This is a genomic window from Lacibacter sp., assembly GCF_057361365.1.
The window spans coordinates 43,812-63,203 of record NZ_JBMQSG010000022.1; the positions used below are offsets into that span (position 1 = coordinate 43,812).

The following is a 19,392-nucleotide window of genomic DNA, read 5'->3' on the forward strand; positions in this document are numbered from 1 at the left end:
CATTATTCTTTTCCTTCAAGCCTTTTTACTTTCTCCCACAATTCAGGAATACGTTTTACCCAAACGAGCTCCTTTCTTTTTCGTAATGCATCATCAACTGGCGTACCGAAGTAGGTTTTGTTTCCTTCAATAGATGATGGAACACCGCTTTGTGCAAACACAACAGCATTTTCTCCAATCGTCAACGTTTTACTTACGCCTGCCTGTCCCCACAATACGACTCCGTCTTTAATAGTAACGGCACCAGCTACACCAACCTGTGCTGCGAACAAACAATTTTTCCCAATAACACTATCATGACCAATATGCACCTGGTTATCGAATTTGGTACCCCGGCCAATAACTGTATCATGAGTAACACCTTTATCAATGGTGCAACCAGATCCCATTTCTACGTCATCTTCAATGATCACTCTGCCGCAGCTTTCCATCTTTTTATACCAAACGTCACGATTCTTTTTTGTGTTGAAGTAAAATGCATCGCTGCCTATAACTGTTCCGGCATGCAGAATGACATTGTTGCCAATTACAGTGTGATCGTAAATTGAAACATTAGGATGAATAATACAGTTTGTTCCAATGGTTACATCGTTGCCAACAAATGCACCGGGCATAATAACTGTTCCTTCGCCAATAACGGCAGACTTGCTTACCAATTGACCAGACGGGGTGAACGGACGAAAGTGTCGCACAATTTTTAAATAGGCTTCAAAAGGTTCCTCGCAAACAAGCAATGCTTTTCCTTCGGGAACTTCCGTTTCTTTATTAATGATGATAAAACTTGCTGCCGACTGAATACACTTATCATAATATTTTGGATGATCAACAAACACAAGGTCACCTTCTTCCACTTTATGTATTTCGTTAATGCCTGTTGCTAATCCACTTTTATTTCCTGTAACAACTGCGCCAATCAGTTCAGCAATCCATTGTACAGGAACGGGAGAAGGAAACTTCATACATTGATTTTTGCCAAAGGTAATATGTTTCTGTGTGCAGCAACAAACCATGAAATGAGTGGTAACAATTGTTGACAGCAGTTGAAATTTTCACAGGCATATGAATTGCACTACCTAAAAACTAATAACACCAAATCGACGACTGAAACCAAAAATGTTCTGCAAAACCAGAAAAACAACCCTTCGGGAAAACTTTTTTTAAAATTTTTTTTTCGGCAATTTTTGCGGTTTCTCATGTCAACAAAACAACTTGTTTCTTCAACTTTAAAATATCATTTCAAACATTCGTCACCATTACAAAAACAAAATGCATATTTACGCACTACGCTGAAACCATTGTAAACACAGCATTTCAGAAGAAATGTTTTTTATAACAAGAAGTAGCATTCGTTCATGAAATAAAAAATAAGCATTGTAGTTACATTCATTTTTATCTTTAACTGCTTCAAAAATGCATAACCCTTTTCCACACGCAAATTCAAAATGTGAATAAAATTTTTTTGAAAAATTTTTTATATCGGAGAAATTATTTTTAATATTGTGCAGGGAAAGAAATTTCCTGGTACTTACTAACCCATCCATCATAAAAGCTCGGTGTCTTCCGGGCTTTTTATTTTTCATCCATCTTCATTTTTAATCACAACAATCGCTGCTAACAAAACAAGTGTCGTTGTTATACTACACAAGCTTGTTTCAATTAAATGATTCTGTACAAACGAAATTCTTTACATTGCTTAAAAATAAGCTATGCTTAAATCAATGACCGGTTTTGGAAGAACCGAAGAGGCTGCCGGTGATAAAACATTCCTGGTTGAAATTAAATCGCTAAACGGAAAACAGTTTGAACTTAATTTAAAACTTACTCCGTTATTAAAACCATACGAGTTTGCTATCCGCAATACTTTATCAGAACAATTACAACGTGGCACTATCGACTGCAGCATTTCTTTAAAACAAAATGGCGGCAGCGGTGCAATCACTATTAATAAGGAAATGGCAAAAGCTTATTTCCATCCGCTCAAAGAAGTGGCTACTGATCTTGGCCTCGAGTTAAGTGAATATGTTTTAGCTGCTCTGCTCCGTTTGCCTGATGTGGTAGTGCCCAACACCGATATTTTAAGCGAAGATCAATACGGGCAGTTTAAACAAACCCTGCAAAACGCCATCAACGCCATTAACAAGCACCGCCTGCTTGAAGGCTCTGCACTGGAAAAAGATCTCGTTGAACGAATTAATAATATACTTGCCTACCAGGAAAAAATTTCTGAACTCGAACCTCTTCGTCAACACAAAATGAAAGAAGAGCTCCGCCGCAAAATGGAAGAACAAGTGGGTAAAGAGAATTATGATGCAAACAGGCTGGAGCAGGAAATGATCTACTATATTGAAAAGATCGACATCAGCGAAGAGCAGGTGCGTTTACGCAACCATTGCGATTATTTCCTCAACATTATGAAAGAAGGAGAAGAGTCGAAAGGAAAAAAACTCGGCTTTGTATTGCAGGAAATAGGTCGTGAAATTAACACCACCGGCGCAAAAGCTTACGACTCTGGTATTCAGAAACTGGTGGTACTTATGAAAGACGAACTGGAAAAAGCTAAAGAGCAGGTGTTGAATATTCTTTAATGGAGCCCATATATTTGTAAAAACATTTCGCTTGAAATCATTGCAACGTTTACATACCCGTGCAACTTCACTCTTTGCAGGTTCACTCATCATTTCCACTTTGTTGCTGGCCGGTTGCAGTTCTATTGATGCCTTTGAAAAAAATGCAGAGATACCTAAGCACGAATGGGCTTATAGTTTTCAGCCGGAAGTTCAGTTTGATATCACCGATACTATTTCACCTTATAATGTACTGGTTACTTTACGCCATACAGATGCGTATGCCTATAAAAACATCTGGCTTTTTCTTTCAACCCGCCAACCCGGCGATAGCACGTTTCAGAAAGAACGTTTTGAATTAACACTACAAGACCAGGAAGGCAAATGGATAGGAACAGGTATGAGCGATATTTGGGAAGTACGTTACCCGTTATTTAATAATATAAGGTTTACCAAAAAGGGTATTTACACTATCAGGCTGCAACAAACAATGCGTGACAATCCGTTGTTACACGTAATGAACGCCGGCATACGTATTGAAAAAGTAAAATCATAATGGCTTATACCAACAAAGTATATAGTTTCCGCAATTTCTCCTTCTGGTTCTGGATTCTTTTAATTTATGTAATAGCTGCGTTGGTGTGGTGGTTTATTTCGCTTGAACGGCAAAGTGCCGACATGACTACATTAAAACTTGCCCAACTAAAACTCGACGATCCGAAATATGATCTTTTACGTGAGGAAACACTTCTTTTCCAAAAAAGACAATCGGCAAAATACGTGGGCGAAGGCTTGACATTTCTTGCCTTGATTCTTGCGGGCGCAGTGTTTGTCTATCGTTCTATCCGTAAGCAAATCGAAGTATCGGCACTCCAGCAGAATTTTATGATGGCCATTACGCATGAATTAAAAACGCCTATCGCTACTACCCGTCTTAGTATTGAAACGGTATTACGTCGTAAGCTGGATGAAGTGCAGCAACAAAAATTATTATTGAGTGCTTTGAGCGAAACAAACCGGTTAAACATTCTCACCAATAATATTCTCCTTGCATCGCAAATGGAAGAAAAGAATTTTCAGCGTGAACATGAAGAAGTAAACCTTGCCGATGTGGTTGAAACCGTGGTAAGCGATTATAAGAATCGTTACCCCGGCCGCCGTATTGAAGCCAGTGCAGATAAAGACCTTTATATAGAAGGTGATGAATTGCTGATCCAGATTGCGTTGAGTAATCTTATAGATAATGCCTTGAAATATGCACCTAAGGAAAGCCCGGTGTATGTCGATTTAATGGATGATAATGAAACAACGCAGATTAAAGTAAGCGACGAAGGCATGGGTGTACCCGACGAAGAAAAGAAAAAGATATTTGAAAAGTTTTACCGCAGCGGCAACGAAAACACACGCAAAGCAAAAGGAACCGGTCTGGGTTTATATCTCACCCGCAAGATCATTACCGATCACAATGGTGATATATTTGTGATGAACAATACGCCACGTGGAAGTATTTTTGTAATTCAGTTTTAAACCTGCACACATGTCGGCCACAAACAAAGCCTCCATTTTATTGGTGGAAGATGAAGAGCATTTATCAGATGCATTGAAACTAAACCTTGAACTCGAAGGTTATGAAGTAACAACAGCAGGCGACGGTGTAGCTGCTCTTAAGGCTGTGGAGAATGAATATTTCGACCTGATCATTATGGATGTGATGATGCCCGAAATGGATGGCATCAGTGCCACTGAAAGTATTCGCATACGTAAAAACGATGTGCCTATTTTAATGCTGAGCGCAAAGAACACATCACATGACCGTGTGCTGGGTTTAAAGAAAGGTGCCGACGATTATCTTACGAAACCTTTTAACCTGGAAGAGTTGCTGCTTCGTGTTGAAAAGCTGATTGACAAGAACAAAAAGATCCAGGATAAAGATACCATAGGCGAAACCTACAGCTTTGGCAATAACAATATCGATTTTAAAGCGCAGGAAGCAACCAACTTTAAACGGGAAAAAATACAATTGAGCAAAAAAGAAAGCATGTTGCTACACCTGCTTATTGAAAATAAGAATGAAGTTGTAACCCGTGAAAAAATTCTGCAGGTTGTTTGGGGTTACAATGTTTATCCTACCACCCGCACCATAGATAACTTTATTCTCAACTTCCGTAAGTATTTCGAAGAAGACAGCCGCAACCCTGTTTATTTCCATTCCGCAAGAGGTGTTGGGTATCGTTTTGTGGAGGGAGAGTGAGTCGAACTGAAAAAAATACATGGCGATATGAGGGATCATCTAATTTTGATTTTACTCATTTTACTTCAACTTGGTTGTTCAACAAAACACTATAAAGATGAGGTTGAATATATTAAGATAATTACTTTTTCACATGCCGATAGTGTAACCCCCTATAACAAAGGACAAGGGTTATTTAATTATTTGTATTTCGACCCCAAAAAGGATTCGGTCATACTTAGAATTCCAGTTCGTATCGAAAGCGATACTATAATTTATAAAACTTCAATAGGTCAATTCAACGACTACCTTTACCTTGACACACTATTTTCTGCAGTAAAAAAATTGAGACGAGAACATGTCGGCATTATACCTGACCGTAGTGGCTATGGGGATGCTGGCTATTCTGGCCCTACATTTTATTTTGAATTTAAAGACAAGGACGGTTTATTCTATTACTATTTCCAATTAGATGGTAATGATACCCTTTATCGGTTTAGTAAGTTTTTTCATCGGCTTGATGAATTGTCTTGGAAAAGAGAAACAGTTAAAAACAGGCTTATTAATAGCGATAGCGAAACAGTGTCGGCATTTAAACGGTTGGGAGTCTATGAAAAAATAGAGGCTCCTTACATTCCACTGCCGTGTGAATCTAGCATTGATTTTTCGAAAATACATGGCAACTGGAGATCGGTTGGCGATAAACATAATAGAGATCTAAAAAGATACCTTAAACTTACTCTAAGCAAAAATGGCACATTTAGTTTTGTGCGATTACCTACTGACTCTTCATCTATTGTAGTTTCCGGAAATTTCATTTTGAACGCAAAAAGGAATACTGTTACTTTAAGTCGCAATCAGTCAAAACGAACATATCAAATCCTGAAACTTTCTGAGACTTGTTTTGAATATATAGATCTTGAAAAATCCGATACAATAAGAATGGACAGGCTTTCAACAACATTGAATGTTCCGTCTAATTTCGAATAGTCGTTGTCACCCCCGGAGGAAGGCGATTTGAAAACAAGCTAAAGCAACAAATTCTCTATCGCCATTTTTCCTACCTTCCTGCAAACTTGCCATCATGAACAAGGTCTTCATTTTCCTTTTCACCGTTCTTCTCTATAACTGTACCGAACAACAAAAGCAATCAACAAACAGCAACGGTTGGGCCATGCTCAACTTTGTAAAAGTGGATAGTCTCAATCCAATTCTGCAACCTGATTCTTCGCAGCAATTCAATTGCCCAGTGAGCAAACAAACGGTAAACTGGGAAGAACGCAATGTACTCAATCCCTCTGCCGTCGTTAAAGATGGAAAAGTGTATTTGCTCTATCGTGCACAGGACAGGCATATGACTTCACGCCTGGGACTTGCAGTGAGTGATGATGGTTTGCATTTTACCAAACTGCCACAACCGGTTTTCTTTCCCGATAATGACAGTATGAACATCTACGAATGGAAAGGTGGTGTGGAAGATCCTCGCCTCGTTGAAAGTGAAGATGGCACTTATGTTCTTACTTATACTTCTTACGATGGCAAAACAGCACGGCTTTGTTTAGCTACATCAAAAGATTTGAAAACATGGGCCAAGCATGGATTGGTGTTGAATAATGAAAAGTATAAAGACAGCTGGTCGAAATCGGGAGCTATTGTTGCCAAACAAAACGGAGAGAAAATCGTAGCTACAAAGATCAACGGAAAGTATTGGATGTATTTCGGCGATACGGATCTGTTCATGGCATCGTCTGATGATCTCATTCACTGGACCGTTGCTGAAAATGAAGAAAGCAAAAAACTCATTGAAGTATTACATCCACGCATGGGTTATTTCGATAGTCGGTTAGTTGAGCCCGGTCCTTATGCGCTGTTGCAGAACGATGGCATTCTCTTGATTTACAACGGCAGCAATGCTGCGAATTTTAACGACAGCAGCATGCCGAAGTTTACTTATGCAGCAGGACAGGCTTTGTTCGATAAAAATGAACCCTGGAAATTGATCAGTCGTACAGATTCCAATTTTATTCGTCCTGATAAAGACTATGAACGTATTGGCGAAGTGAATGAAGTATGTTTTGTTGAGGGACTTGTTTACTTTAAGAACAAATGGTTTTTGTATTACGGAACAGCCGATTCAAAAATTGCAGTGGCGGTGAAGGAATGATTCGTGAATATTATTTTACTCCTATTACAAAGAGACACGTGAAAAAATTCGGAACAGTTTCCTTACTGGTTTATACCGTGATCATAGGGTTAATGATTCCACTGATATTGCTTTTAAAAGAGGCTTCATTCAACAAAGATTATTATCCAACTGAATTCATTCTATTTATTGCCTTTTTAATGCTTGATTTTGTCTCTCTTTTAAGTTTTCATGGTTTCAAAAATAAAGCATCATTTGTAAAACAAGTATTCCAATACCTTTCGGCAACTCTTATTACAATTGGGTTTGCTATACAGACAATAGAATCGATTGACTTCTTTTATGATATTAGTTCTGCTTCCGCAGATATTATTGTTTTGACTTGCTTTATCTTGTTTTGGCTAATCAGCATTGGATCTATCGTTGCTCTTGTCAAATTTCATAATTAGCCCTTCTTAGTATCGTTCGCAAACTTCCAATTTATTAAATTTTTTTACGGGTTGATTGGATATCCTTTCTAACCTAGCAAGTAAGAGTAAAAAACTTCTTTAACTCATGGCTAGTGGGACAACATAGAATTCGTTAAATTGAGCATAGAATTACAATCGGTCTATACATGAGAAAAATGTTCCTGCTTGCTTTGCTATTGCCTGTACTGTCGTATAGCCAGGTATTGGTGAAAGAGATCAAAGAAAACCATCCGGTTGAAAAAGACGAGATTTATATTTTCCCCACCGTTAAAGCAAAAAGCAAAAGCGTAACTAGCAGTATCAATAACACATTGGTCAGTGATTTTCTTGACATCGAAAGGAACAAGATCAAGAAAAGCATTTTTGAAAATATATGGCCGAATGAAGAGAACAGCAACGGACGGCTTTCAGATATATCCTACGAGGTATTGCAAAATAGCAAACGTATTTTCAGCATCAGCATTTCAACCGAGGGTTGTGGCGCTTATTGCGAACCGTTCACCCGTTATTACAATTTCGATTTGCAAACGGGCAAGTTATTTAAACCCGAAGTCTTATTCACTCCTTCGGGCCAAAAATTATTGCTTGCAGCAATAAACAAACAAAAGAAAGAATTACTGCAGCAGAAAATAAGATCGGCCAAAGAATTATTATCAAAAAAAGGTTCGGCGATTGATAAGGATGACCAGGAATACTATCAAGAAATGATTGAAGTTTACAGCAACTGTCTCGACACTCAATTGTATACTTCTCTTGAATACATACAATTCAGCCTGCAGGAAAAAACACTGGTTGTATTTACCGGCCGTTGCTCTGCACATGTAAACCGCAATGTTGATGAATTGGGCGATTTTGAATTTGGCTTCTCGCTTGCCAACTGGAAAAAACATTTCAGCGAATACGGGCTTTCATTACTCAGGAAATAAGCAGGTGAATGCCTTTATCAATCAGTTCGCCAGCCAATCAACATCATCGCTGTTTACGATTTCTCTCTCTATCTTAACTCCTCAACTTATGTTATGAATCTGAAAAATATTCAAACAGAAATCGATGCTGCTTTTCTTTACCAGAAACTGGCAACGCATGAAGACGATCCGGTTATTGCCAATGTGTTCAGGCAAATGAGTGAAATTGAAAACAGTCATGCCTTAGCGTTTGCTGCAAAGGAAAAGATCGACGCTTCACTTCTTCCCAAACCATCGTGGCGGGCAAACAGCTTAAATCTTATCGGCAAAATATTTGGTTATGATTATGTGCTTGGTGCGTTGATGGATACAGAGAAAAGTATTTCAAATGCCATTGTTCAAACCAAAAAGAAAAACAAAGAAGAAATCACCGGCAGCGAAACAACGCATGTAAAAATTCTTCGCAGCATTTTAGAAAAAGAAACACAAGTATCGGGCAAGCAACTATCGAGGTTTGAAAAGAAACATCGTACTGTTGGTGGCAACGCTATTCGGGCAGCAGTGTTGGGCGGTAACGATGGATTGGTTTCTAATTTCAGTTTGGTGATGGGTGTTGCTGGTGCCACACAAGGTCAACAAGGAGTTTTATTAGCAGGTCTTGCAGGATTACTGGCAGGTGCTTTATCGATGGCATTGGGCGAATGGATCTCGGTAAAAAGTTCGCAGGAATTATACGAAAACCAGATGCAACTGGAAATGGATGAACTGGAAACAAATCCTGAAGGAGAGAAAAAAGAAATTGCCTTGATCTATATGGCAAAGGGAATTGATGAACAGCAAGCTTACTTTCTTGCTAATGAAATCATGAACGATAAAACAAAAGCGCACGAACTGTTGGTGAAAGAAGAACTGGGTATTGATGCAGAAGAATTAAAAGGATCGGCTGTTGAAGCGGCTGTCTATTCCTTTATTTTATTTGCCATTGGTGCTATAATACCCGTTGCACCTTTTTTATTTACAACCGGCTTTACAGCTATTTCCATAAGTGTTGCTGCAAGTGCTGCGGGTTTGTTCCTGATTGGCGCTGCTATTACTTTGTTCACCGGAAGAAATGTTTGGTTCTCAGGTTTCCGTCAAGTATTATTTGGTTTACTTGCTGCAGCCATCACCTTTGGCATTGGTAAGTTGATCGGTGTATCTATTGCAGGATAAGCAAAACAAAAACGAGCGGATAAAATTGTTTCGCAGTTTATACGTTCAGTCGACTCATTGTTGTTTTAATTATCCACGTCTCCCTAATACCACTAATTTTTGTGTAGCTTGATCTGGTACAGCAACATTTTTACAAATTTCTGGCGGTAGTTTTTAAAAAAACATGGTCATGAACAAACTATTTCAAGATTTTACTGCACTGATTTTGGGGTTAATTGTGATGCTGTTTGCTGCATGTAAAGAAAGAAGTTCAGCCCCATCAAAAGAAGAAATCAGTGAAATCAATCTTAAACGTGGCAATGTTGTTTTGTGTGGACCTTCCGATGAACAATTCGGCACTGTTGAATTTATCACTTCGTGCTCCCCAAAAACCAAAAAAGACTTTGACCTGGCGATTGCCTTATTGCATTCGTTTGAATATGATGAAGCAGAAAAAGTATTTGCAAAAGTAATTGAAGAAGAACCAACCTGTGCCATGGCTTATTGGGGAGTGGCTATGAGTAATTATCACCAGGTATGGCCATCCCCGCCAACAGAAGCAGAGCTGAAGAAAGGAACAAAAGCCATCTTAATTGCACAAGGGTTAAAGAATAAATCAAAAAAAGAAACAGATTACATTGATGCGATGGCATTGTTCTACAAAGACTGGAGTACCATCGATCATCGTAGCAGAACACTCTTTTTTGAAAAAGAAATGGAAAAGCTTTACACGAGCTACCCTACAGATAAAGAAGTTGCTGCGTTTTATGCCCTGTCACTTGTAGGCGCTGCAGATCCTGCTGACAAAACATATACCAAACAACGGAAAGCAGGAACCATCTTAACGGCTCTTTATCCGAATGAACCTAATCATCCCGGAATTGTGCATTACATTATTCACACGTATGATTATCCCGAGCTTGCGTCGCTTGCATTGCCTGCTGCAAGAAAATATGCATCTATTGCTCCATCGTCGGCACATGCACAACATATGCCTTCGCATATTTTTACACGCCTTGGTCTGTGGGCTGAATGTATACAATCAAATCTTATTTCAACTTCGTCTGCAAAATGTTATGCAGAAACGGCTGGCATCAAAGGTCATTGGGATGAAGAACTGCATGGTATGGATTATCTCGTGTATGCTTATCTGCAGCGTGGGGAAAATAATTTAGCTAAACAGCAATATGAGTATTTGAAGACTATAACAGAAGTATATCCTGTTAATTTTAAAGATGCTTATGCATTTGCAGCTATTCCCTCCCGCTATTATCTCGAAAATAAATTATGGAAAGAAGCGGCGGGCATGGAAATGCACCCAATTGATTTTCCATGGCAAAAATTTCCGTGGCAAAAAGCGATCACCCATTTTACACGGTTGATGGGAGCTGTTCATACTAACAAACTTGATGCAGCAAAAACTGAATTGAAAAATCTGGACAGCATGCGTCAATTACTGATCGCAGAAAAAGACATGTACAAAGCCAACCAGGTGTTGATACAATTAAAAACAGGCGAAGCGTGGATACTTTTTAAAGAAGGAAAAACAAACGAAGCCTTAGTTCAAATTACAGCTGCTGTTGAATTGGAAGATAAAACAGGAAAAAGTCCTGTTACTCCTGGGGAAATTATTCCTGCACGTGAATCAATGGCTGATATGTTATTGCAGATGAATAAACCAACAGAAGCATTGGCAGCTTACGAAGCAAATTTGAAAACTCATCCGAACAGGTTCAATGCTTTGTATGGTGCCGGATTAGCAAGTGAACTCTCAGGTGATAAAGAGAAAGCAAAACACTATTACAGCCAGCTGCTCACAACAACTAATTCTCCAAACAGCAACAGACCTGAAATTGAAAAAGCAAAATCCTTTTTAAAGAAAGATGTCATCGCTATGCGAAAGTAAATGTTGATTTATGATCGCTTATCCACTTCCTGCATCAACTCTTTTGACTTTTCCATCAGCAGTTCCCTGTTATCTGTTATTTCTATTGGACTAAACACAGCTAACTCACAAGCTTGTGAAAGTTCCTGGAATTGTGTTGCGAGGTCGGGCCAGCTTTTTTGCTGCAGTGCCTGCACCAGTTGTGTATTGCTGATATTTTTTGTTTGCAGATCGAGGCGTTCAATTAAGAAATCCTGCACACCCTGCATCAGTAATGTGTAAAACTGTTTTGGATGGAATCCCTGCAATACATAAGCTGCAGGTTGCAAATAAGCATCCATTGGTTTTTGTGGTTGAATATCTTCTTCAACCGGTTGCTGAACAACTTTCTTTTCTTCTGCTTTCTTTTCCTTTTTGTGTTGAACGAAAAAGATTCCAATGATCAATACCAGCAAACCACTGCCGACGCTTGCTACCCATACCCAACGTGGTAACCCTTCTTTTACAATTGGCTCATCATGTAATACAGGCGTTTTTCGTTTAACTGCTGCCGTTACGTTCAATTGCAGACTGTCGCTTGAAACTGTATGATAAGTTTTTGTTTGTTCATCAAAATAAGAAAAGTTGATGCGTGGTATAACAAATGTTCCTGGCTTTGAAACAGCGAAAGGAATATCAAAAGTCTTCGCTCCGCTGATAGGTGCATTGTGTTTGTCAATTTCTTCGCTCAGCTTTGCATCAAACGAATCAACACCCGTTGGCCAATGAACAGTTGGAGCAGTGATCATTGGTAAATTGCCTTTCCCTTTAATCACCACACGCAGAGTAGCATAATCATTTGCCGCAATACTTGTGTTGAGTAGCGATGCCTGCATGCTGAAATTACCCACAGCACCATCAAAACTTTCAGGTTTATTATTTTCCGGCAAATCACGCACCGTTACTTTTAATGAATCACTTTTCAGAATGATGGTTTCCTGGATGACGTCGCCATTGCTGTATTCTTCTTCTTTTACTTTTTCCATAACAGCATCAAGCCAGGTGTTGGTTTCCTTCGAGCTCCTTGCCTTTGCCTTGATCATGCGTACCAGGTTTTCCACTTCAACGGGTTCAATTACCAATTGTCCCGATTGCAAAGGGAACAATTGTACTTTACGAATAAGATAACAGTTATACAATTTTCCATTGTACATCTCTTTCGAAAAAATACCTGTTTCCGGTTGCTCCATATCCACTACCGAAAATCCGTTGAGCGATGGTCGCTTTACAATTTTCGATTCGCTGTCGAGCCGTGTAAATAATTTAAACGTAGCAAGCACCGGTTCGCCTACGAAGCAAGTATGCTTGTCTACAGTTGCTTTAATAAAAAGGTTCTTTGCAACTTTATCTTTCAAATTTTCATTTGGCATCAGGTAATAATCGGGACGCTCTTCTTCCAGTTGCGTTGCAGCACCTGCTTCCTTCACAAAAATGAAAATGGGTGATGACGTGGCGATTTTTCCTTTTGCCTTTACAATGGCTGAAGCAATGGGCAAGCGTCCTTTTATTTTTGGACGCAGTGTGATGGTGTAGGTAATATATTCTGAAAGTGAGCCGTTCACCCATGTCCATCCATTGGTTTGATCGAAGCCGCTCATCTGTTCAAAATTGCGGAAGGATGGCGGCGTAAAATCATCGATCTGGTTGGCACCTTCCACGACAAACTGAAGTTGAAAACTTTCATTTTGCTGCACAACTGTTTTACTGGGAATAACTGACAGTTTCACTTGTGCTGTTGTACCAAAAGACAAAAGCAGAAACAAGATGAACATAAGGCGATATGATTTACAGCCAAACATGTGTACACAAATTTAACGCAAGTGCATGGTTAGGAAATAGCCGTTGGTGTAAGTTGATGTTAAAAAGGACCGCAGATTTGTTGATGTGTGTGATGATAATGATGAAACCAGTTGAGAAGAATGGGCAATTGGCAATAAGCAATGGGCAAATCTGTAAGCTTACGAGTTCATCGGCGGCTATCATTTAATCATTATCATCAATGGTTATCATAAATCATCACCGGTCAGAGATCGCCCAATTGCGGCCTGATGATGATATCTTCCACGCAGGCCTGCGGCGATAATTGCGAACTGGCATAAACCATTTTTGCAATATCATCGGCCTCCATAATACGCTTGTCGGAATTATCGAACCCACTCCATGAATCGGTCATAACAGCACCGGGAAAAACTGTTGTTACTTTTATGAGATGGGGTTTCATTTCTTCACGAAGGTTTTTGCTAAACCCATGCATGGCGTATTTGCTGATGCTGTACGCTCCACCATTTTTATAAGCATGTAACGATGCAATAGAACACATGTTGAAGATATGACCACGGGAACCATTTGTCGCATCCTGTTTCATCAGTTGAGGTAACAGTTTTCGTGTGAGATGATAAGCACTGTACAGATTAGTAGCGATCATTTCTTCGAGGCAACCCTCTTCTTCATTGTGAACGCTACCCGGCAGAAAGTTGCCTGCGTTATTCACCAGCACGTCGATGTTGAAATTATTTTCCAACACCCATTTGCCAAAATCGTCAACTTGTTCCCGTTTACTGAGATCTTTTGCTTTGGCTTTGATTGAGACCGTTGGATATTTTTCCTGCAGTTCCGCCACTGCCTTGTAAAGCGCTATTTCATTTTTTGAACTAAGCAACAAGCCATGACCATTTGCTGCAAATATTTCTGCAATGGCTTTTCCAATTCCCCGTGATGCGCCGGTGATAACAACGTTCATAGTTAAGTTCGATTTACGAAATACGAAGTACGAACTTTTTTAGTTGTAACGGTACTTCTATCTTCGCAGCCTGTAGTTTTCAATTATGAAATACCGTCATATCTTTTTCGATCTTGATCATACCCTCTGGGATTTTGATGCCAATGCAATGGAAACACTGGCTGATGTGTATAAAGCACTCGATCTTCAGGCAGCAGGCATTAACGATTTTGATTTGTTCTGCAAACATTACCTGCATCACAATGCTTTACTCTGGGATCGTTACCATCATGGTTATATTTCAGCCGATGACCTTAAATGGAAGCGGATGTGGCGCACGTTGCTTGAATTTAAAAATGGCAGCGAAGAACTGGCCCGTAAAATGAGCGGCTACTTCCTGGATGTGTTACCTACCAAACAAAACCTTTTTCCACATACACATGAAATATTGAGTCATTTAAAAGAGAAGCAATACAAGCTGCATCTTATCACCAATGGTTTTGAAAAAACGCAATGGCGTAAGCTCGATAACAGTAAGCTTGGACATTACTTTGAAGAAGTGATCACGAGCGAAGGAAGTAACAGTGTGAAGCCTAACAAAGAAATTTTTGAATATGCACTTCGTGTTACAGGCGCAGAACTTAAGCAAAGTATTATGATTGGTGATAATTTAGATGCAGACATTCAAGGCGCTATCAATGCAGGAATGGATTCCATTTTTGTAAATCATATCAACGCTGAGTTAAAGAACGTAAAACCAACTTATGTGATTTATCATTTGAGAGAATTGGAAACTATTTTCGTATAGGCAATTGTCAACAATCACTATGCACAAAAGCCTGACTTAACGGTCAGGCTTTTATTTTTCAATTCATTATTGTTAATTATCGCTGGAATAATCAATATTCCGCTAACACTGTTACACCACCTTTCACCACTTCGTTCAACTTCACATTGATCTTTGTTCCGGGAGGCAGCAGTATATCAACACGTGAACCGAATTTGATAAATCCGAGTTCACCACCTTGCTCTACTTTTTGTCCGGGTTGCAAATAGTTAACGATGCGTTTTGCAACAGCACCTGCAATTTGTTTTACGAGAATCACAATCCTGTCGTTGCTTAAAACCACGCTATGACGTTCATTTTCTGTTGATGATTTTGGATTCCATGCAACAAGATATTTTCCTTTGTGGTATTGCGAATAATTTACTTCGCCCGCAATAGGATTTAAGTTAACATGTACGTTTGCAGGGCTCATGAACACACTTAACTGAATGCGTTTGTCTTTAAAGTATTCAACATCGGTTATTTCTTCAATAACTACCACCTTTCCATCGCAGGGACTGTAAATAGCGTGTTCATTTTTGGGCGTAACACGTTTGGGAATTCGAAAGAAGGAAACAATAAACAGGAAAAAAAACAAAGTAACTGCAAAAATGAGCCAGGCAAGTGCAGGTAAATTCGGACTTATAAAATTAAATGCAAGCAGGTTAATGATCACAAATAATACCGCTGCAATAGATATACTTTTAAATCCTTCTCTGTGAATAGTCATGAAACAAATTTGAATAGCGAAAATACAAAGATTCGCCCTATTGATATTGTTGTTTACCAAACTTCTGCCAATGCTCAATTGCATAGCTTAGAAAAGCCTTCGGAGCTTTGCTGAAGGCTGTATCTGCTTTCCAGGTTCCACCAATGGAATCTTTTTGCATGAGCATTAATTCTTCCCCACGAATAGCGTATTTCTGCCCGCCTTCATACATGAGCAATTTTTTCTCATTGGGGCTTACATCACCTTTACAACTCAAAGCATATACCATTGTAATTTCAGCAAGACCGTTGCTATCAAGATCAGTAATCGTTAAATGATCATCATAAAAAGAACACACAATATCTAGTTCACAATTATTTATCTGATCCATCATTTTCCACTTTGTAACAAACCCGCTATCTGTTTTCTGGTAAAGCACAGCTGATAATTTTGCCGAAGCGTTGGTTTGTCCTTTTTCAATATACGCCCCGGTTTCATAAAGCACCAACCAGTTTTCGCCAGATACATCATGCCATTTCTTTGCACGTTTCAATTGATAAGAACTCGGCAAAGGCAACAAAGCACTTACGGCTGCCGTAACTTCTTCCACTTCCGATACAACTTTTTCTTCCTGCACCACCGTTGTATTGCTTTCCTGTTTTTTGTTTTTACAGGAAAGCATAAGAGAGAATAATAACAACAGTATGCAATAACGCATCATTAGCTTATTAGTTTTAATAACAACCACACAAAAGGTGTTGCCAGTAATAGAGAATCGAAACGATCGAGAAAACCGCCATGGCCTGGCATAATACTTCCACTATCTTTTACATTGGCCAAACGCTTAAGTTTACTTTCAAGCAAATCGCCAAAGGTACCAGCAATGGCTGCAACTGCTGCAATAACTGCCCACAACCACACCGAAGTTGATTGACTGAAATAACCCAGTAACCACATCACTGCCACCGCTAAAATAATACCACCAACAGTTCCTTCCCATGTTTTTTTAGGAGAGATGGGGCTGAGTGGTGTCTTGCCAATGAGCGAACCAACTATATAAGCCATTGTATCATTGATCCAGATGGAGCCGATAATGATAAGCGGTATGGCATAGCCGCTGATTTTCGCCAGCAGCGTTGAGATATTCGTAAACGAATCTTCATCAGTGCCTGTCGGCATCCACATTGCACCACTTCGCAAGTGAAGCAATAATCCCCAACTTAGCGAAATGTATAATAATCCAAATATTGAATGAGCGATGTATTTTATGTTGAAGTGTTTCGAAAACAATAATTCACTGATAGGTACCAGCAAAAAACCAACAAGCATCAATGCCCATCCAGCAGAATGAAGTGAAACATTGTTAGCAATATACCAATCGGCAGTAAAGAATAACATCAAACCATAACCACCAATCATTACACCATACTTATGAAATGGATTAATAGTTTGATAGCCTTTATCAATTAACCCAACGAGTTTCTGGTATTCGAACCAGCAACCAAAATGAACCACACTGAATAACAAAAGGAAACTCCATTTATTCCACAACAAACCAAACAACATCACCACAACAAACAAAATAGCTGTGAGTGCACGTGTGCGGAATGTTTGCCAGTTAAATGCCATGAAGAAATTTGTTATTTAAGATATTGGTTTTGCGAGGTTGGCTCTTGTCCGGCTGCAATACTGTCGGGATATACTTTGGTTGCAGTAATTTTTTTCAGCAGTATAAATAATCCCACCAATACAGCCGCACTAATTAAACCCGCCCACCAGGGAGCGCTGTCACCAACTTCCATATCCACTTTTTTATTTTTCATGTACTGCCAGTAAAGAATAGTTACCATTAACGCATTATTAAAGAAGTGCGCAATAATGCTGTACCATAAATTGCCGGTGTAATAAAAAATATAACCGAGCACCATACCCAATGCCACACGTGGAATAAATCCATACCAGGAAAAATGGATGGCGCTGAAGATAAACCCTGTGATAAAAATAACGAGCCATGGAATTTTAAACCAGCGCATAAAAATGCTTTGCATAGCGCCCCTGAAAAAAACCTCTTCAACAATTGCCGGCATCAATGCAATAATGAATAGTGCGATAATATAATCCGTGGGGGTTTTGAATGTCGCCATCAGTTTCACCTGTTCAGCATATTGCGATTCCATTGCATCAAACATCTTTTTCATTGATGCTGTAATAGGGATTGCTTTATTCAGCTCTGCCAAAAACCCTACAAAAGGTAAAGCTGCCAACATGATGAGAATTGATACAATTGCCCTGTTCACATGCAATCCTTTCCTGAAACCAAGTCGCTCAAACGGCTGTTTCGACGCAATTCTTGCAGTAATAAAGGCCGGAACAAAAAAGATGATAATGGTTGAAACCACCTGCATCATTTTCACTGCATCCACATTTGCCGGGTTAAACATCTCTTTTTGCATGTCGAAAAGCGATTTCCCTGTCATCCCGATCCAGATGGGAATGGCTGCCACACTGCCTAACACAAAACATCCTACCCAAATGCCGATGAGGATCAAGAACTCAACGGGCGGCTCTAATTTGCGCTGATACTGATTTTCGTACATAACTACTGGTGAAAACTGATTAAATTTGCAGCTCTTTTTGAACGTGGTAAAGATAGGTAACATATCGCTTCCTGAATTTCCGCTCCTTCTTGCGCCCATGGAGGATGTGAGTGATCCGCCATTCCGTGCAGTTTGCAAGGATAATGGTGCCGATCTCATGTTCAGCGAGTTCATCAGCAGTGAGGGTTTGATCCGTGATGCGATCAAAAGCCGTCAAAAACTTGATTTTGAGGAAGAAGAACGTCCATTTGGTATCCAGATATTTGGTGGCGATGAAGAAGCATTAGGAATGAGTGCCCGCATTTGCGAAACGGTCAATCCCGATTTAGTTGATATAAACTTTGGTTGCCCCGTTAAAAAAGTGGCGATGAAAGGTGCCGGTGCCGGTGTGCTGAAAGATATTGACCTGATGGTGCGTTTAACAGCTTCCGTGGTAAACTCCACTTCACTTCCGGTAACTGTTAAGACAAGATTGGGCTGGGATGACGATACAAAGAATATTGAAGAAGTTGCGGAACGTTTGCAGGATGTAGGTATTAAAGCGTTGAGCATTCATGGCCGCACCCGCAGCCAGATGTATAAAGGAGAAGCTGACTGGACACTGATTGCTAAAGTGAAGAATAATCCCCGCATTAACATTCCAATTTTCGGTAATGGCGACATTGATAGTGCCGAAAAAGCGCTGGAGTACAAGAACCGTTATGGAGTAGATGGCATCATGATTGGACGAGCTGCAATTGGCTATCCCTGGATTTTTAACGAAATCAAACATTTCGTAAAAACGGGTGAGCATCTTGCACCGCCAACTGTTGAGCAGCGTGTTGAAGTTTGTCGAAAACATTTACATAAAAGTTATAAATGGAAAGGACCGAAAGTGGGCATCTTTGAAATGCGTCGCCACTATGCTAATTATTTAAAAGGTCTTCCGAATATTAAAGAATACCGATCAAAACTTGTTACAATGATGACGGTGGAGGAAATCGATTCGGTGTTGGATGAAATTGTAGCGAAGTTCGCCGGTTTTGAATTTGCTCCTGCAAAAATTGAATTAATCAATTACCACGAGAAATGCCCGGTTGATTAGGAGGGAATTGTCTCACCTGCTCGAACATTA

20 protein-coding genes are annotated in these 19,392 nt (G+C 39.6%); 12 read left to right on the forward strand and 8 right to left on the reverse strand.

What is annotated here, in order from left to right; genetic code table 11:
* Nucleotides 1-2 precede the first annotated feature (2 nt).
* Nucleotides 3-959, reverse strand: coding sequence for a UDP-3-O-(3-hydroxymyristoyl)glucosamine N-acyltransferase (locus ACO1QW_RS18385; RefSeq protein WP_486260840.1), 957 nt, complete (start codon nt 957-959; stop codon nt 3-5).
* Between the two features lie 315 nt (nt 960-1,274).
* Complete coding sequence (locus tag ACO1QW_RS18390) at nt 1,275-1,580, reverse strand: hypothetical protein (RefSeq protein WP_486260841.1); 306 nt, start codon at nt 1,578-1,580, stop codon at nt 1,275-1,277.
* Nucleotides 1,581-1,706: 126 nt separating this feature from the next.
* Between ACO1QW_RS18390 and ACO1QW_RS18395 the strand changes: the two genes are divergently transcribed.
* From ACO1QW_RS18395 to ACO1QW_RS18440, 10 genes are all read left to right on the forward strand, one after another.
* Nucleotides 1,707-2,585, forward strand: coding sequence for a YicC/YloC family endoribonuclease (locus ACO1QW_RS18395; RefSeq protein WP_486260842.1), 879 nt, complete (start codon nt 1,707-1,709; stop codon nt 2,583-2,585).
* A gap of 31 nt (nt 2,586-2,616) precedes the next feature.
* On the forward strand, nt 2,617-3,120 hold the full coding sequence (locus ACO1QW_RS18400; RefSeq protein WP_486260843.1) for a gliding motility lipoprotein GldH: 504 nt from the start codon (nt 2,617-2,619) through the stop codon (nt 3,118-3,120).
* Entirely contained in the window at nt 3,120-4,091 is a 972-nt protein-coding gene (locus tag ACO1QW_RS18405) for a sensor histidine kinase (protein WP_486260844.1), read from the forward strand. Before ACO1QW_RS18400 ends, ACO1QW_RS18405 begins: the two co-directional genes overlap by 1 nt.
* A gap of 10 nt (nt 4,092-4,101) precedes the next feature.
* Nucleotides 4,102-4,815 carry a response regulator transcription factor gene (locus tag ACO1QW_RS18410; RefSeq protein WP_486260845.1) on the forward strand — a complete coding sequence of 238 codons (714 nt, stop codon included), beginning with the start codon at nt 4,102-4,104 and terminating at the stop codon, nt 4,813-4,815.
* Nucleotides 4,816-4,842: 27 nt separating this feature from the next.
* Nucleotides 4,843-5,784, forward strand: a complete 942-nt coding sequence (locus ACO1QW_RS18415) for a hypothetical protein (protein ID WP_486260846.1) — start codon at nt 4,843-4,845, stop codon at nt 5,782-5,784.
* Between the two features lie 94 nt (nt 5,785-5,878).
* A complete protein-coding gene (locus ACO1QW_RS18420; protein ID WP_486260847.1) occupies nt 5,879-6,958 on the forward strand; it encodes a glycoside hydrolase family 130 protein in 1,080 nt (359 codons plus the stop codon).
* Between the two features lie 38 nt (nt 6,959-6,996).
* The gene (locus ACO1QW_RS18425) at nt 6,997-7,386 is read left to right on the forward strand and encodes a hypothetical protein (RefSeq protein WP_486260848.1); all 390 of its coding nucleotides are present in this window, start codon (nt 6,997-6,999) and stop codon (nt 7,384-7,386) included.
* A 167-nt stretch (nt 7,387-7,553) separates the two neighbouring features.
* Nucleotides 7,554-8,333 carry a hypothetical protein gene (locus ACO1QW_RS18430; protein ID WP_486260849.1) on the forward strand — a complete coding sequence of 260 codons (780 nt, stop codon included), beginning with the start codon at nt 7,554-7,556 and terminating at the stop codon, nt 8,331-8,333.
* 93 nt (nt 8,334-8,426) lie between these two features.
* Nucleotides 8,427-9,524, forward strand: coding sequence for a VIT1/CCC1 transporter family protein (locus ACO1QW_RS18435; protein ID WP_486260850.1), 1,098 nt, complete (start codon nt 8,427-8,429; stop codon nt 9,522-9,524).
* 169 nt (nt 9,525-9,693) lie between these two features.
* Nucleotides 9,694-11,409, forward strand: a complete 1,716-nt coding sequence (locus ACO1QW_RS18440; protein ID WP_486260851.1) for a tetratricopeptide repeat protein — start codon at nt 9,694-9,696, stop codon at nt 11,407-11,409.
* 8 nt (nt 11,410-11,417) lie between these two features.
* Here ACO1QW_RS18440 and ACO1QW_RS18445 read toward each other — a convergent pair whose 3' ends face one another.
* Nucleotides 11,418-13,199: a BatD family protein gene (locus ACO1QW_RS18445; RefSeq protein ID WP_486260852.1), complete on the reverse strand. Its 1,782-nt coding sequence runs from the start codon at nt 13,197-13,199 to the stop codon at nt 11,418-11,420.
* A gap of 251 nt (nt 13,200-13,450) precedes the next feature.
* Nucleotides 13,451-14,167, reverse strand: a complete 717-nt coding sequence (locus ACO1QW_RS18450) for an SDR family oxidoreductase (protein WP_486260853.1) — start codon at nt 14,165-14,167, stop codon at nt 13,451-13,453.
* Nucleotides 14,168-14,252: 85 nt separating this feature from the next.
* Between ACO1QW_RS18450 and ACO1QW_RS18455 the strand changes: the two genes are divergently transcribed.
* Complete coding sequence (locus ACO1QW_RS18455; protein WP_486260854.1) at nt 14,253-14,954, forward strand: YjjG family noncanonical pyrimidine nucleotidase; 702 nt, start codon at nt 14,253-14,255, stop codon at nt 14,952-14,954.
* A 91-nt stretch (nt 14,955-15,045) separates the two neighbouring features.
* Here the strand turns inward: ACO1QW_RS18455 and ACO1QW_RS18460 are convergent, their stop codons facing one another.
* From ACO1QW_RS18460 to ACO1QW_RS18475, 4 genes are read right to left on the reverse strand one after another with little or no spacing between them, the layout of a single operon-like run.
* Nucleotides 15,046-15,702, reverse strand: a complete 657-nt coding sequence (locus ACO1QW_RS18460) for a phosphatidylserine decarboxylase family protein (RefSeq protein ID WP_486260855.1) — start codon at nt 15,700-15,702, stop codon at nt 15,046-15,048.
* A gap of 37 nt (nt 15,703-15,739) precedes the next feature.
* The gene (locus ACO1QW_RS18465; protein ID WP_486260856.1) at nt 15,740-16,402 is read right to left on the reverse strand and encodes a M949_RS01915 family surface polysaccharide biosynthesis protein; all 663 of its coding nucleotides are present in this window, start codon (nt 16,400-16,402) and stop codon (nt 15,740-15,742) included.
* On the reverse strand, nt 16,402-17,310 hold the full coding sequence (locus ACO1QW_RS18470) for a phosphatidate cytidylyltransferase (RefSeq protein ID WP_486260857.1): 909 nt from the start codon (nt 17,308-17,310) through the stop codon (nt 16,402-16,404). Before ACO1QW_RS18470 ends, ACO1QW_RS18465 begins: the two co-directional genes overlap by 1 nt.
* Nucleotides 17,311-17,321: 11 nt before the next feature.
* On the reverse strand, nt 17,322-18,278 hold the full coding sequence (locus ACO1QW_RS18475) for a CPBP family intramembrane glutamic endopeptidase (protein ID WP_486260858.1): 957 nt from the start codon (nt 18,276-18,278) through the stop codon (nt 17,322-17,324).
* A gap of 43 nt (nt 18,279-18,321) precedes the next feature.
* Here ACO1QW_RS18475 and dusB point away from each other — a divergent pair, with 43 nt between their 5' ends.
* Complete coding sequence (gene dusB / locus ACO1QW_RS18480) at nt 18,322-19,362, forward strand: tRNA dihydrouridine synthase DusB (protein WP_486261608.1); 1,041 nt, start codon at nt 18,322-18,324, stop codon at nt 19,360-19,362.
* Nucleotides 19,363-19,392: the final 30 nt, after the last annotated feature.